The sequence below is a fragment of the Thermoflexus sp. genome (genome assembly GCF_042408365.1).
Classification (GTDB): domain Bacteria; phylum Chloroflexota; class Anaerolineae; order Thermoflexales; family Thermoflexaceae; genus Thermoflexus.
Genome location: NZ_JBHOQJ010000067.1, coordinates 1 through 14,799 on the forward strand (window position 1 = coordinate 1; position 14,799 = coordinate 14,799).

Consider the following 14,799-nt stretch of genomic DNA (forward strand, 5'->3'; position numbering starts at 1 on the left):
ACTGGGATGATATCGGCTCGCCGGCGGCTGCATGCCCAAGGCTTCGTGAGGACGTTCCCAGTTGTAGAGATCACGCCAGCCCGTGAAGATCTCCTGCCCATCCGCCAGCCCCGAGCCCGTATATTGTTCCAGAACCTCCTCCTGCAACGTGCGATGCAGGCGCTCATCTTTGCCCAGGGTCTGGGGGTGGTAGGGGCGCGAGTGGCAGACCCGGATCCCCAGACGGATCCACCATACCGTCAACCGGGTATAGGAGTGGTTCGTCCCATCCCCCCACGGGGGCCCGTTATCCACCAAAATCCGCTCCGGCAGGCCATATTCCCGGAAAGCCTGGATCCACCAGGCCCGCACGGTGGCTTGGGTCTCATTGGGACACGCCCACAAACCCAGCAGATACCGCGAGTGGTCATCGATCCGGGTGCGGGGATGGCCATATCCCCCCTCCTCCAGGGGGAAATCGCCCTGGAAGTCCATTGGCCACAAGGCATTGGGCGCCGCCGCCTCGAAGCGTTCCCAGGGCCGATGCTTCGAAGCCTCGTCGGGGTCGATGGAGCCGTGCCGCCGCAAGATCGCCGTGACGGTGTTGGGGCTGGCCGGGGCCACCCGTCCGTGGGCCAGGAGCCCATTTGGGATCTTCCGGCCTCCCCAGGTGGGGTGGGCTTGGCGGACCTCCAACACGGCCGCTTCCAGCGCGGGTGGGCTACGGCGGGGGCTGGAATGAGGGCGTCGGGAGCGATCTGGGAGCCCTTCCCACCCCTCTGCGTGATACCGCTGGAGCCATTTATAGGCGGTTTTTCGGCTGATGCCAAAGCGCCGGCACAGGGCTTGAAGGTTGGCTCCTTCTTGCAAGGCCAAGCGCACGAACTCCGCCCGAAGGGACATCGCGGTGCACTCCTTCCAGGGCACGTCCCACCTCCTCCTCAGGTGTCGTGCCCTCATCGTATTCCAGTGTTACCCATGTCTCTGAACAAGTGTCACCCATGTATCTGGTCTATACAGGCCCGAAGGGCCGCGGGGAGGGGGGAGTTGAAGGATTTTGGGTGGGGTCGCCTTGGTGGCCCCACCCACCCCTAAATTCCCCAGATAAGGGAGCGAGCTGGAGGCCGAGGGCCTTGGTTCAATTCCTAAAGCTCCTCCTCATTTTACTGAAATCTCCTTGGGCTGCCAGCATCTCCTATCGAACAGACGCCTTAGCGCCCTACGGTAGTCACCCCTTTCCGTAGGGGCGAGCTCCAAAGGGGCTATGCAATGAGGGAAATCGCCCCCTCCCCTGTCTCCCTCCCCGTGTGGCTTCGCCGCGCGGGGAGGGGAAAAAGGAGGCTCCCACTTCCCGAACATCCCTAAGGTCCATTTGTTCCCTCTCTCCCTTTATAATGAATAAGCAAGGAGGATCCTCTATGCCCGTCCGCTCGCTTCGACAAAGCCTGAGCGAACTGGATCTGGCGCATCTGCGGGTCATCGCACGTTTTTGGGAGGTGGAGCCAAACCTTCCCTCGCGCGAGGCACTGATCGCCCAGTTATTGCCGGTGATGATGGATCCGGAGCGCCAGGGGGCCCATTGGGCCCGGCTGGAGCCGGAGGAACAGGAGGCCCTTCGGGCGCTGGTCGCGGCGGGAGGGATCATGCCCTCCGTCGCTTTCCAGCGGCGCTTCGGGGAGATCCGCCGGGTGGGCGCTGCCCGCCTGGAGAGCGAGCGCCTCTGGGAACGACCGACGGGCCCGGCGGAGGCCCTCTGGTTCCGGGGATGGGTCTTCTTCGGATTCGTAGAGCAACCGGCCGGGTTCGAGGAGGTGGCCTTCATCCCAGATGAGCTGCTGCTGGGCTTGCCGGCCATGGAGGAAGCGCCCCGCGCCCAGACCCTTGAGCCCCCCCCAGCTGTCCCCGCTCCTGTCCGGATCCGGCGGGTGGGAACGAGCCCGGCCGATGATTTCTGCACGCTGTTAAGTTTTGTGCACAATGAGGCGCCTCCGGCCGCTATGACGCCGGAGGAGGCATGGGCTCAGTTTCCGACGCTGCGTCGGCAGCTGCGCTGGCCTCATCGGGAGCGCTGGTCGCTGCTCTGGCATCTGGCTGGGACGCTCCAGATGATCCAGGTGCGCCGGGAATCCCTGCGCCTGGATCCAGAGGTCACCACCCGCTGGCTCCAGGCCCCGCTGATGGAGCAGCTGCGGGCCCTGCTGGAGGCGTGGCGGGACGATGTGGCCTGGAACGATCTCTTCCACGTCCCCACCTTGCGCCCGGAGCCCACCGGGTCCTGGCAGAACGATCCCCGCCTGCCCCGCCAGACGCTGCTTCAGCTGCTGGCTCGACTGGATCCGGGAGGTTGGTATGCAATCCCGGATCTCGTTCAAGAGATTAAGGTGAAGAACCCGACCTTCCAGCGCACTGAGGCGGAGTTCGTCACCTGGTATATTCGGGATGCGGAGACCGGGGATTACTTACTGGGGTTTGAAAACTGGGATCGGGTGGAAGGCGCTCTTCTGCGCTATTTATTGACGGGCCCGCTTCATTGGTTGGGGGTGGTGGAGCTGGGGGAACCGGATCGTCTTCGGCTTTCGCCCTTTGGGAGCGCTTACCTGGGGAAGGGGGATCCGCCTCCCGATGGGGATACGCGCTTTCTCATGTTGGAGGACGGAACCGTTGAGGTGGGGGCTGCCCGTCGGTATGAGCGCTTCCAGGTCGCGCGGATCGCGGATTGGGTGGCTTCAGGGGAGGTTTATCGATACCGGATCACCGCCCGTTCCTTGACCCGGGCGCGGGCGCAGAACATCAGCCCGGAACGCATCCTGGATTTCTTCCGGCGCTACGATTTGACCCCGCTGGAGGCGCTGAGCCGCGCTCTGACGCGCTGGGCAAGTCGGGGAACGGAGGCGACAGTGGAGCGAGCGCTGGTGTTGCGAGTCAGCGACCCGGAGCTTCTGCGCCAGTTGATGGCCACAGAGGCCCGGCGCCATGTGCGGGATGTGCTCTCGCCGATGGCTGCGATCATTCACCCCACTGGCTGGGCCCAGGTGCGCGCCGCGCTTCTGCGGCTGGGGGTGGTGCCTGAGGAATCTCTCGAGATGGAACGTGAGGAGCCTGCTGCATCCTGAAGGACCCGTTGAATCGGCTCGCCGGATCGGGGGCTGGCGGATGGAGCGCTCGGTGCGGGTGGGGGAGTTCTATATCCGATCAGAAACGCGACGGCAGCGTTTGCGGGCGCTGGCTGGGCTCCCACGCTTGCCCTATGCGGTGGCAGCCTTCAGCTTGGGAAAGGGCGATAAAACGGTGGGCCTGATCTGCCGCAGCGCCGTGGCGTGGGGCGCGGAGCGGTTGCTGGTGATCGGCTCCCCGCTCTGGGATCGAACCACCGCCTGCGCCACCGATGAGTTCATCCAAATCGAACATTTCCCGTCCGTGGCGGATTTTCTGGCATGGATGGACAGCGAGGCATGTCCCTATGAGCCCGTCATCGCCGAGAAGACGGCTTCCTCGATCCCCCTTCAGGCGTTTACATTCCCTCGACAGATGCTCTTGATCCTGGGACATCCCTCCTTTGGGGTTCCGGACTCCCTGCTTTGGCGCGCGCCCCAGGTTCACATTGAGACCGCCCTCCCGGTCCCCAGCCTGAACGTCGCGGTCGCGGCAGGCATCCTGCTCTATCACTACTGGCGACAGGTGTGGGGAGGGGAATCCTGGCCGCAAGGGAAAGGGGGCGTTTCGGTTTCCGTCTCATCTCCGTGATGCCGGACCTCTGATCCGTGCGGAGGACTGTGCAGGGTCGGGCGTTCGTCGCCAGGCGCTTTCGCGCCCTTCACGTCGAGAAGGGGGATTCCTTCTTTCCTCGCCCATCCGTGGAATGTATAATTTCGGAAGCATCGGATCTTAAATGTTGGGAGGATCCAATCCAGATGGCGGTTCGGGTGAGAGGTTCTGTCCGCGGCAGAGCGGGGGAGATCCGGTGGAAAGTGCTGATGCTCTCGCTGACCATGGCGGCGTGTGGGCGGGTGGTTTCAGGGCGGCCATCCCCCACCCCCGTATCTGGCTCCACTCCCACGATCCCCTCAACCGGCACGCCCATCGTGGTGCGAGTGCCGACTCCGACGCCGGTCCTTCCGCCGACCCCAAGTCCCACGCCGATCATCTACGTGGTGCAGCCGGGGGACACCCTTTATAGCATCGCCCTGAGGTATGGGGTCTCGGTGTCCGCCCTTCAGGAGGCCAATGGGATCACGGATCCGGCTTTATTACAAATCGGTCAGGAGCTGGTCATCCCCACGCCGAGCCCTGGAGGGGAGCCTGTTCGCCCTCCCACCCCTACGCCGATGCCTCTGCTGGTTCAGGGGTTCGGATGTGCGGCGAGCGCCCTGGGCAGTCTGAGCTGCGTTGGGGAGGTGGTGAATCCCCAGCCTCACCCGATGCGGAACGTTCAGGTGCAGATCGTCCTCCGGGATGGCGAAGGCCGAGAGCTGAGCGCCGGGATCGCTGGGACGGGCCTGGACATCCTGAGCTCGGGGGGGCGCTCCCCCTTCGCCCTCGTCTTCAACGCCATCCCGCCCGGTTATGCCCGAGCGGAGGCGCGGGTGGTCCGCGCGGAGCCGACCCAGGAGCCCGGGAACCGTTACGGGCCGGTGGAGCTGGTTCGCTCGGAGGGGGGGATCGAAGGGGCGGATTTCGTCGTCCGTGGCCGAGTGCGGAACGCCGACGCGGGGCCGATGCGTCGGATCAATGTGGTGGTGGCTTTCTACAACGAGCAGGATCAATTGCTGGGGTTCCGGCAGGTGGTGTTCTCGGAGGAGCCCATCGGGCCGGGGGCGACGCGGGACTTCGAGGTGCGGTTCGCCGCGGCCGATGTGCACATGTTCCGGGTGTTCGTGGAGGGGCAGCGATGAGCAAGCGGGCCTTGGGGGCGGTCATGTTGGGGGTGGCCATCCTGAGCGCCGGGGTTCAGGTGCTGATCAACTGGATGCATCTCGGCCGTTCCACAGAGTGGGGCCCCTTCCAGCAGGCCGCGCTGGGGGTGGCCGGGGCTCTGGCCCTTCTGGCGCTGCCGCTCCTATGGCGGGATGGCCGTCCGGCATAGCTCTGGGATCGCCGGTTGGCCTTCAACCCGAATGGGTTTTCCGCCTTTGTCTGCTACCTACCTAACCCTGTAAGTGGGGAAGGGCCCGGCCCCCAAAAGTCTCCATATGCCGATGGGAGGGATCTTGGGCGGATGAGCGTTCTCGATCGTCTGCGGAATCTCGCTGGGCCCATCGCTCAGGCGCTCTGGATCGCGGTGGTCATTGTCTACCTGGCCTATGGGGTGGTCTTTGGGATCTACGCGATTTCCCTGTTCCGCTTTCCTTTCGATTATGACCAGGGCGAAGGGTTCGAGCTGTTGGACGCGGTGTATTTCGCCCGGGGGCAGTGGCCCTATCGGGATATCGAGGCCTATCCTTTTTATGCCTCTAACTACCCTCCGCTCTTTCACCTCCTCGCCGTCCCCCTGGTGGGGATCTTCGGCCCTTCTTTGATCGCCGGGCGCCTGCTCTCCGCGGCCGCGACGGTCGCGCTGGCGGCCGCCGTGGGCCTGGCGGTCGGGCGATGGACCCGGCGGTGGACCATCGGGATCTGGGCGGGGGGGATGATCCTGGCCTCCAACTACGTCTACCACATCGGACCCCTCTCCCGCAGCCATATGCTGATGGTTCTCTTTGAGACCTTGGCGGTGCTGGCCCTGGCCCGGGAGGAGGAATTTCCCTCGCCTCGGGCGCTGTGGCTGGGGTCGCTGGCGCTGATGGCGGCGGGTTGGACGAAGCAGCATGCGATCGTGACGGTGCTCGCCGTGTTCGCTTATCTCTTCCTGCGCCGCCCGCTCCGGGCGCTGGCCTGGGGGATCGCCTTTGGGGCGGTGAACCTGGGCTTGTTCGCCCTCCTCGATCTCGCCACCGGAGGCTATTGGTCCCTGCATATCATCGAGGCCAACATCAATGAATACGACTACCGTCAGGCTTTCTTCCTGTACAATCAGTGGTTCCGCCTGCATATGGTCATCCTGCTCCTATCGGCGGCGCTGGTTCTGTATGAGCTCTATTTCGACCGCCTCTCGTTGGTTAGCGTCTGGGCGGTTTTCGCAGCCGCTGGGGGGGCGCTGGCGGGCAAGTGGGGGGCCGGGGAATCCTATTTCATCACCGCGGTAGTGGCGGCGACCTTGGCTGCGGGCCGGCTCCTCGCCCGTTTGGAGCGATGGGCGGTCGGCTGGCCGGTGTGGCGGATGGGGATCGCCCTGCTGATCCCGATCGCGATGCTCTACCAGGCGGCGCGCGTGTTCCATCTGCCCACCGACCATCCCCTGACCGCGCCGGTCGCCCGCTGGTTGGGTTTGGAGGGGATCCGATACGTGGATACCGTGGGGTACACCCAGCTGGGTCATCTGCCCACGGCAGAGGATCTCCGGAACGGCTGGCGGATCGTGGAGATGGTGCGGGCCGCGCCGGGCCCCGCCTTCACCGAGGAGGCTTCGTGGGCGCTTCTGGCGGGGAAGGAGCCGGTGACTAACCCCACCCAGCTGCTGAACCTATACAAAAACGGCAAGCTGAACCCGGAGCCGTTGATCCGGATGATCCGGGCGCAGGCGTTTGGGATCGTGGTGCTGCGGGCCCAGTTCTACCCCCAGCCGGTGCTGGATGCCATCGGCCAGGCCTACCGGCCCGTCGCCGACATCCCCATGAACGGGTTCATCTATCGGATCCTGGTCCCTCGGGATTCGTAGGGACGTCGGGATCTGGGATGGGGAAAGCGCGAGGCGAAATCGCCTTCATCGCGGGCGCCATTCCACCAACCCGTAGCGGCATTCGTCTCCTTCCGCCCATCCTACATCGAGATACACGGCGTCTCCTGCCCCCAGCATCGTGCGCACCCGTTCCACCTGCCTGGACAGATCCAGTGCATCCCGTTGGTTTCCATCCAAATCGAAAGCCAGCACCCGGGCAGGGTGGGCCCGATCCTGGGCCACCACCCGCTCCCGCGTGAAGGCCACCGGCCAGCCCGCACCTTCCAAGCGGCGAGGCGCCCCCGCGGGCGGCAGCCGGAGCACCGTAAGCGGGGCCAAGGTGTCCGGCGGCCCGAATCCCCCTTCCCCCAGCACCACTGCCTCATCCTCCGGATGCCACGCTACAACCCCTACACCTTCCCCCGACCAAACCGAGGTCGTCAGGTCCCCATCCCAGAGCCGCAGTATCCCCCGCCCCTCGCGGTCCCCTGGCCGTTGCCCTGCCACCATCACCCAGCCGCCTTGCGGCGAGGCCTGGATCCCGACCATCCGTCCGCCTGGGGGAAGCCCCAGCGCCGGCGCGTCGCGCCACCGGCCTTCCTCCGTATCCACCAGCGCGCCCACCCCTGCCTCCGCCAGGGGCAATCCCAGCACCCACCATCGTCCGGCCGCCAACCGCTGGCTGGGCGGCATCCAGGCATCGGTGCCCACCAGGGGCAGGGTCACTCGGCCCAGCCGATGGGCGGGTTGCCCCTCAGCCAGGGGCACCCGCCAGAAGGTCAGCTCGGTCCACGTCGCCCCCGGCAGCGTCGGCCCCGGCGGTGCATCCGATGGACGGCTCGTCCACACGAGGAACCAGGCGCCATCTGGCCCCCACCCTCCCAGCGCGCTCTGTTGGATGGCCTCTGGGCCCACCGGCTCCCAGCGCCCACGCATCACATCCACCCGCCACAGGCCGGAAGGGTCACCCCGGGCCAGCCCTTGGCCCGTCGCCTGGACTTCGATCCAGCCCAACGGGGCAGGGGCGGACACGGATTGAGTCTCTACCCCCGTGTCGCGCCAGATCTGTCCTGCCTCATCCAGCCAAAGAACGGGCCCGTCCGCCAGCCAGCTCACGGTCCATGGCAGGCCCCGCCAGCGCGTCCAGGCGGCCAGGGGAAGCGCGGAGGCCGCGACGTAAGGGCTGAGGAGGTCCACCTGGCGATTCAGCCAGCGCCGCGCGGCTCCATGGAGGGCCACCAGGGCCACCTCGGCGGAGCCATAGACCTCATCCTGAGGAAAGGCGACCACCAGCCAGTGACCGTCCGGGGAGATGGCCAAGGGGAGCAGGGGGCGAGGGGAGGACCCCAGGAGGCGAACGGAATGCCCTATGAGTGGCATCTCGGCCCAGGACAGGGCGGACAGGTCGACGGCAGGGAGCGCCCGGTGGGGCCGAAAGGGGAGGGCGCAGCGGGGCGAGGTGGCCATCGGCGAGGGAGAGGGAACGGGCGTTGGGAGGACCGGGGAAGACCTGAGGAAGGGGGACGGCGCGCCCCTCTGGCAGCCGATCAAAAGCCCTCCGATTCCTACCAGGACCCATGTCCACCACCGCTTCATAGGGCCTCGCCCCTTACGAAAAATACCAGAGGTAAATCAGTGAAGTTCCAGCTTGGACATTCCCACAACAGCAAGGATACGCCGCGTTCTACTTTGGAAACATTAATGCGCGAAACTCACCAGGCTGTCCATTGGGCCGCCAAAAGGGGCCCTCATCCGAAGGCGACGAGTTCGTTCCGCATCAGGACCTCAACAAAAGGGAAGCTGTCGCGGCAGCAGGCAGTCCAAAACCTCGGGGTCATCCACTCAGTCCGCGCTCCGATCGGCTGTTCATGTGAACGTTCGCCTTCCTCCAACGAACGGTGAAGAGAAAGGAGGTCAGATAGAGCAAGCTTGGAAAAATGACCCAGCCCCATCGACTGATGTGTGTCGTATCTGGAAAAACCCGCTCCGTCCATATGCCCAGCAGGAAGAGCATGCCGGGGATCAGGAGGATCGTGGGGGCCGGCAGCCTGGACAGCCATCGAAAGCGATGGGCTTTCGGATCCCACAGCCATTCATAAGCGATATCGGCAAGGGCACCGGCTATCATCACTAGACGATCTGCATAGGAAACGCCCGGCATTCCGATTGCCATCCCAAGCATCAGGCTTCCGGTGGCGAGGCCGGCGAGTTTACTTTTATGTTGCTTGAAGATCCAGATTAGGCTCATAGGTCAGAAACCTCCGGGAGAATCCATCCCCCTGTTATTTCACATGGATCCATGAGCATATACGATCCCAACCCTAAGCACGAACATGGACATCGGTAGCATCAACGCCATCTTCATCATCTTTGCCTTCTACTTTGATTTCGAATCGGAGAGCGGGTAGAACCGGAATGGAGCCGGGCAGCCCGGACGAGAGGCAACCGCGTTGGACGGTGGGTGTGCACGCTCGGGCCAGGATTCCGCATCCGGAGGAGAGCCAAAGTAGCCGATGAGGTTCCCCTGAGCATCCCGAACCCGGAAGCGGCACGGGGCCGGCGTCCCGGGCGGAGGTGGCATAAGAAAGAACGGCTCCTCCCGCAGATCCACCCAGCCCACCACGCGGCCGGTTTCATCGGTTATCCCAATTCGAGTGGGAAAGCGGGATGGATCCCCTTGACCATTAGGGTTTACCCATTCCGGCGTAGGGGGAAGCGGCGAATCCCATTGGTCTCTCGAACTCAGGATCCATCCGCCCATCCCCAGCAATACCAGCAACCCCAAGGCCAGGAGCCCCCATCCCCAGCGGCCATCTCGCTTCAGAAGCATCGCGAACCTCCCGTAATCCGGTCATCGCAAGCGAAATGCCCGTTCTTTCCTTTGTTTTAACGCGATGTTTCCCGCTTGCCTTCCTCATTATTTTTGGGAATCCCTCCCCCAGAAACAGCAGGTCCTCGAGATCCAGCAAGGAGGCCACGCACAGATCGTCCAGCCGCCCTATCCGCACCTTGTGGCGCAGCTCACCTCGACAGGAAAGCATTGGGCTTTGCTTGATTCAAGTCGTGCTCATCAGCCGTTTGTCGAACTCCGGTTTATTGGTGGGCTACTTGTTGAGCGAATATCGGAGGAGGACCTGACGAAAACCGCCGAGAGTCAAGGCGCCCATTCCACCAGGGTGTAACGGCACCGGCGTTCCGGCCCCACCGTGCCCACCACCAGCCAGACCCGATCCCTCCCGCTCATCACATCCTGCAAGAACGCCCCGGGGGCGGAAAGATCCAGCTCCTCCACCCGCCCCTTGGGTTCCACCGCCCGTACCTTCGCCGGGGCTTCCGCCGCCCGTCCCACTACCCAATCCCCCGCCCATCCCACCGGGGGCTGCAGCCCTTCCAGCGGCCGCACCCCCTCCGCGCCCGGCGGCAGCCGCAACACCCCCAATCGCTCCGGCTCTGCCATCGTCCCCGCCTCCACCACCATCTCCTTCCCCGCCGGATGCCACGCCTGCACCCCTCGCCAGCCCTCAAACGTCCAATGCCTCGAGAGATCCTCCCCCGAAGCCACCCAGATCCCCCGTCCCTGCCGGGTGCGTTGGTCAACCACCTGCCCCAAGACCCAACGGCCATCGGCTATTGCCGTCACGTTCCTCAGGATGGTTCCTTCCGGCAATCCCAGCGCTCCCTCTGCCACCCGCCGCCCGGTCTCCACGTCCACCAGCGCACTAATGGACCAGATCCCCTCCATTACTACCATAAAGGGCCAGGAGAGCACCAGGTGACGGCTATCGCGGAGCAGCACTGAGCCCGGTACCGATACATCCGTCCCCATCACCTCCGCCCGGAACGTCGATAGCTGCACCGCCGGCGCGCCCCGCTTCAGCGGCACCCGCCAAAAGTGGAAGGCCACTGGCGCCCCGTGGCTGGGGATGTAAGGTGTGGGGGTCGGGGAAGGAGGGCCCCGGGTCCCGGGTTCGATCCGAGGGGGCCGGGGCGTCGCCGTCGGGGGCACGTACTCGAAGACGACGTTGAAGACGAGGGCCCAGTCGGGGGATTGGACCGGGAGGATCCAGCCGCCGTGCAGGGGCCGGCCCTGTGCATCCTGGACCCGCTCCCAAGCCGGAGGCCGCAAGGTCCCGCGCCACAATTGGCCCATCTGGTCAACGCCCAGGGCGCCGTTCGCCCCCGCTGGGTAGACCGCTTCGAACGGGACGGGGGTGTCGACCGTGAGCGTCTCTCCATCTTCCACCCGCACCCGGCCGGTCTCGTCGATCCGCAGCCGCCGGCCGTCGGGGAGCCGGTTGCGCGCCGCGAGGGTGGGATCCTCCCGCAGCCATTCCGGAGCCAGGCAGAGGACCCAATCGGCCAGCGGGCAGGACCCAGACGGCGCCTGCACCAGCCGGTGGGCTGTGCCGGCGAGATCCAGGGCCACCAGCGCCTTCCCCTCTGTGGTAACGAAGAGCACCTCCAAGAAGCGGCCGTCCGGTGTTAGGATGTGGGGGATGGGCGGGAGAGGAAGGCCGTCCAGCACCCGCACGCGATGGGGGCCGAGGGTCCGCTCCTCCCATCGTAGTGCGGAGAGATCGGGGAGGCCGGCGGGCCCCCCGAGCCATTTGCAGAGGGCTGCGGAGGGGGTAGGGGTAGGGCGCGGCGTGTAAGTGGGGCGAGGCGTAGACGTAGGACCTGCGGGGGAGGGGGTCCCGCCTGGCGTGGGGGAAGCCGGCGGGATAGAGGGCTGGGGCGGACGGGGGCTACACGCGGTCAGCCCCAGCACGAGCGCCCCAAAGAACCGATATAGGCGCATCACGCTTCGTGTCACGGGTCCGCTCATATCCCATGACCTCTCCCCATAGATTCTATTCAGCTGGCGCCAGTGGATGACCCTCTATCGACGGCCACCTTCTCAAATGGAGCTCTTACCGGCCCAGGCTGGAGGTATTGAGGAAGCTCTTAATCTCTCCACACGGGTAAAGCACCACCTGGACAACCGGTTGTATCTCTTCTCCGGCTGATGCGCCCGGTGCCTCCCAGCGGAATATAAAAGAAGTCCCACCCTTGGCAGATTCCAAATATGTCCAGTTCTCTTGAATCTGCTGAAAGCCCGGAATATTCTTGCCCAGGAACGACTCGGCCCGCTGCCGCAATTTGTCCACATCAAGGCTCGGGCTTGAGCAAAATTCCACCTGGCTGTTCGGCCCCGGACCAAACTGGAAGACCTCGTCGGTCGCCGGGTCCACGAAATACATCATCCCCCGATCGTCCTGATAGATCTCCACATGATGCGAGGCGTCCAGGTACGGATTCGCCGAGGTCCCTTGAAAGAAGACCTCCAGGGATGGATCCTCCCGCAGCGCCCGGATCCGGGCAATGACCCTGGCCACGGCCTCGGGCTCCCGCTGCTCGACCTTCAGCGTCTCTTCCACCAGACGCGCGTGGATCGCTTCGACACGCGCTTTGGACGAACCACAGAGCACCGGCTCACCCGTTTGGGGATCCCGCTCGACACATCCTTTTGTCAATTCTTCCTGAGTCGCCCGCTCCAATTCGGCTTTCAGGGCTTCAATGGTAGGATGCGCAGGGCGCCCGGCCGCGCTTTCCGGCTGAGCAGCGGGCGCCGAGCGGTTCAGAACGCTCCTGATTCCCAGCCCTGCGATCAGCGAGAACCCAATGACAGAAGCAAATATCACAGAAAGTTTTATCTTGTGCATGCTACGCCCCCTTCTGGTTTTGCGAATCGCATTTCACAACTCCTGCTTAGATCCTCCCCGGCCTTCCGCCGGTGGCATCTTCACGCTAATCGATTCCGTGCCCGCTGTCTACTGTAGAAATTACCGGGTTCGGACCGGTAGGTCCTTACAGGTCACAAAAACCCATGCGCCGCGGGCCACCGGCGGGATGGCCGAGGCAATGCGCTCCAGGGGTTCTGCTTTGAGGAGGCAGCCTCTGGCTCCCGCTTCCCACATCTCGGCCAGGTAGCGGTCGGAGTCGTGGACACGGAGGGCCAACACCCGCATGGGCAGGGCCAAGCGTCCGATTGCCGTCCACCCGACCCTCCCACCCCCGGCAACCAGCAGTCCAGCGCAGCCACGTTTGGCATAAGTGATTTGATCCATGCCAGGGCTCCTCACCGTTATTGGCCTCCCCCACCACCCCATCGGTTGGGCACCCGATCCAACCGCACCCACAACATTATGGCGATACCGTGAGCCAGCGGCCTCCGCTGAGATCAAGGATGCGCTGCATTCCTGTTCCATCGGTGCGTATCGAATAAAGCACTTCAGTGCTCTCTTCGCTCAGATTGCTGACCAGTAACACCTCTTCGGAAAGCCAAGCCAGGGGAAAGGCCAGTGGGCTGGGATTCGCAAATTCGACAACTGTAGAAACTTCGCCGCTCTCGACATCCAAGATGACAATCCTGTCAACACCCTGTGCCCCTTTCCCGAAGCTGCTGCTTACAGTGAAGGCAACGCGTTTCCCTGTTGGAGACCAGACGGGCACGCTGGCCACCAAGGCGTTTGCGTCCTCGGGCTCCATGAGCGGGGTCAGGCGGTTATTCGTCAGATCCAGGCGTTGCAGCCGAACCCTAGGATCAGTCGTGGATCGCAGCTGTCCTACGAGCGCCACCCGGCCGCCCGGGGCAACCGAGACGATGCTGGTCAATTTGGTGGAGTCGGTGTAAACGGTTTTTACCTCGGCTGTTTGTACATCGAGCAGGTCAAGCTGATCAATCAGAAGGCCACCGCCGGCAAGGTGAGAAAGCAATAACTTCCCGTCATCCAAGACCCAACCCACAATGTCCCACGGGCCGCTCCCGCGCCACTCGAAGAGCGTGCGGAGGCGGTGAGCTGTTAGATCATAGGAGACGATTTGTACGCTACCGTCTGTCCACTGGGAAAACGTCAAGGCGCTTCCCGAAGGGGCCCAAGCCATTGTGGTAATCCACGTGTCCTGGGTCACCAGATCCAGGCTCAAATCGGATAAGGAGAGCAGAAAGAGCTTATCACGCTTCGCTCCTTCCCGTGGCCTGGTGTGGATGGCCAGGAACTTTCCATCCGGGGAAGCGGAGGCTCGGAACAGTTCATCCTGGAGGTTGAGCAATCGGACAGGAGGGCGACCATCTGGAGATAGACGATAGAGATCCTGCCCCCCCAAGGGGGAGGGGCGCTTGAAAATTAATGCGAGGCGAGCCTGTGGCTCAAGCCAAGCGGGCTCGGCTTCCAAGGTTGGGACCGGGGTAGGGGTGCCACCCGCTGCCTCCTGCAATGGTGGAGGCGGTGTGCCCTTTCCCTCAGGGGGAGAAAATAACGTGCACCTCGTCAGTACAATGACAATCAATGAGGCCACAAAGACAAGTTGTTGTTTCATCGTCTCACCCTTTCCACTTATTATGGTTGGCCAGGGCGACCATTCGCTGGCGGGGGCGGAACCTCCAGTGGCCGTTCCGGGGGAACTGTCGGTTCAAAAGCCAGACTATGGATCATTTGGGTCAGGGTTGCCAGATGGCTCTCAAAAAGCGGCCCCTTGCCCCCTGTACCAGTGATATAGGTATAGATTCGAAATACCATCCCATCGCGTACTGTTTCTAATGTCATGGAGTGATCCCCGGATATTCCCCCCGCGTTGATCGTCTGTTTCCAGGGAATGCCATTGATCCAAACATCTTCCCCTTGAAGTTTCTCAGGATTGGCCTTGGGATCGAGCATAAAACTTATTTTGACAAAGCCTCCCGATAGGCCGCCCGGCACGTCCGCCGGATGATCAAAAGGAGAGATGTTCTGCACATGGACAAGGTAGCCATCCGGATGAACGATCACCACCCAACCCTTGGGACACAAAAATGAGAAACGAATCTCTTTATCTTTAAGCATGAAGGAGTGTTGCTGGCGTTGCCATACCATCGGCGGCGGGGAGGGAGACGGCCGAGGAGTCGGCGAAGGGGAGGAAGAGACCGTCGGCGAGGGGGAAGCGGGCGGGGTGGCCGGGCTTGTAGGGGAACCCGGCGCACCGGGGGCAGCGCCCCCGGGCGCCGTGCACGCCAGCTCCAATCCCAGCCCGATCAGGAGGGCCAAGCG

15 protein-coding genes are annotated in these 14,799 nt (G+C 63.8%); 5 read left to right on the forward strand and 10 right to left on the reverse strand.

The features are described 5' to 3' along the window. The coding region (locus ACFMO5_RS03005; protein WP_376791287.1) for an IS481 family transposase at positions 1-906 on the reverse strand (906 nt) is incomplete at its 3' end. 491 nt (positions 907-1,397) lie between these two features. Between ACFMO5_RS03005 and ACFMO5_RS03010 the strand changes: the two genes are divergently transcribed. The 5 genes from ACFMO5_RS03010 (at position 1,398) to ACFMO5_RS03030 (ending at position 6,733) form a co-directional block, all read left to right on the forward strand. Beyond that, positions 1,398-3,092, forward strand: coding sequence for a helicase-associated domain-containing protein (locus tag ACFMO5_RS03010; RefSeq protein WP_376791288.1), 1,695 nt, complete (start codon positions 1,398-1,400; stop codon positions 3,090-3,092). A 40-nt stretch (positions 3,093-3,132) separates the two neighbouring features. Next, positions 3,133-3,723 (forward strand): TrmH family RNA methyltransferase, encoded by a 591-nt coding sequence (locus ACFMO5_RS03015; RefSeq protein ID WP_376791289.1) that lies wholly within the window; start codon positions 3,133-3,135, stop codon positions 3,721-3,723. Positions 3,724-3,890: 167 nt separating this feature from the next. Next, positions 3,891-4,871: a LysM peptidoglycan-binding domain-containing protein gene (locus tag ACFMO5_RS03020; RefSeq protein WP_376791290.1), complete on the forward strand. Its 981-nt coding sequence runs from the start codon at positions 3,891-3,893 to the stop codon at positions 4,869-4,871. Next, positions 4,868-5,062 carry a hypothetical protein gene (locus ACFMO5_RS03025; protein ID WP_376791291.1) on the forward strand — a complete coding sequence of 65 codons (195 nt, stop codon included), beginning with the start codon at positions 4,868-4,870 and terminating at the stop codon, positions 5,060-5,062. The genes ACFMO5_RS03020 and ACFMO5_RS03025 overlap by 4 nt, the downstream gene beginning before the upstream one ends. A gap of 132 nt (positions 5,063-5,194) precedes the next feature. Beyond that, on the forward strand, positions 5,195-6,733 hold the full coding sequence (locus ACFMO5_RS03030; protein WP_376791292.1) for a hypothetical protein: 1,539 nt from the start codon (positions 5,195-5,197) through the stop codon (positions 6,731-6,733). A gap of 45 nt (positions 6,734-6,778) precedes the next feature. On the opposite strand, the gene ACFMO5_RS03035 is transcribed toward ACFMO5_RS03030, so the two are convergent. The 9 genes from ACFMO5_RS03035 to ACFMO5_RS03075 form a co-directional block, all read right to left on the reverse strand. After that, a complete protein-coding gene (locus tag ACFMO5_RS03035) occupies positions 6,779-8,329 on the reverse strand; it encodes a hypothetical protein (protein WP_376791293.1) in 1,551 nt (516 codons plus the stop codon). Between the two features lie 238 nt (positions 8,330-8,567). Then, positions 8,568-8,981: a hypothetical protein gene (locus ACFMO5_RS03040; protein ID WP_376791294.1), complete on the reverse strand. Its 414-nt coding sequence runs from the start codon at positions 8,979-8,981 to the stop codon at positions 8,568-8,570. A 129-nt stretch (positions 8,982-9,110) separates the two neighbouring features. Continuing rightward, complete coding sequence (locus tag ACFMO5_RS03045) at positions 9,111-9,563, reverse strand: hypothetical protein (RefSeq protein ID WP_376791295.1); 453 nt, start codon at positions 9,561-9,563, stop codon at positions 9,111-9,113. 324 nt (positions 9,564-9,887) lie between these two features. After that, complete coding sequence (locus ACFMO5_RS03050) at positions 9,888-11,558, reverse strand: hypothetical protein (protein WP_376791296.1); 1,671 nt, start codon at positions 11,556-11,558, stop codon at positions 9,888-9,890. Positions 11,559-11,643: 85 nt separating this feature from the next. After that, entirely contained in the window at positions 11,644-12,435 is a 792-nt protein-coding gene (locus ACFMO5_RS03055; RefSeq protein ID WP_376791297.1) for a hypothetical protein, read from the reverse strand. Between the two features lie 120 nt (positions 12,436-12,555). Then, on the reverse strand, positions 12,556-12,840 hold the full coding sequence (locus ACFMO5_RS03060) for a hypothetical protein (protein ID WP_376791298.1): 285 nt from the start codon (positions 12,838-12,840) through the stop codon (positions 12,556-12,558). 76 nt (positions 12,841-12,916) lie between these two features. After that, the gene (locus ACFMO5_RS03065) at positions 12,917-14,092 is read right to left on the reverse strand and encodes a hypothetical protein (RefSeq protein ID WP_376791299.1); all 1,176 of its coding nucleotides are present in this window, start codon (positions 14,090-14,092) and stop codon (positions 12,917-12,919) included. 20 nt (positions 14,093-14,112) lie between these two features. Further along, positions 14,113-14,595 carry a hypothetical protein gene (locus ACFMO5_RS03070; RefSeq protein WP_376791300.1) on the reverse strand — a complete coding sequence of 161 codons (483 nt, stop codon included), beginning with the start codon at positions 14,593-14,595 and terminating at the stop codon, positions 14,113-14,115. Continuing rightward, positions 14,588-14,799: hypothetical protein (locus ACFMO5_RS03075; RefSeq protein WP_376791301.1), on the reverse strand; the 212-nt coding region annotated here is incomplete at its 5' end. The genes ACFMO5_RS03075 and ACFMO5_RS03070, both read right to left, overlap by 8 nt.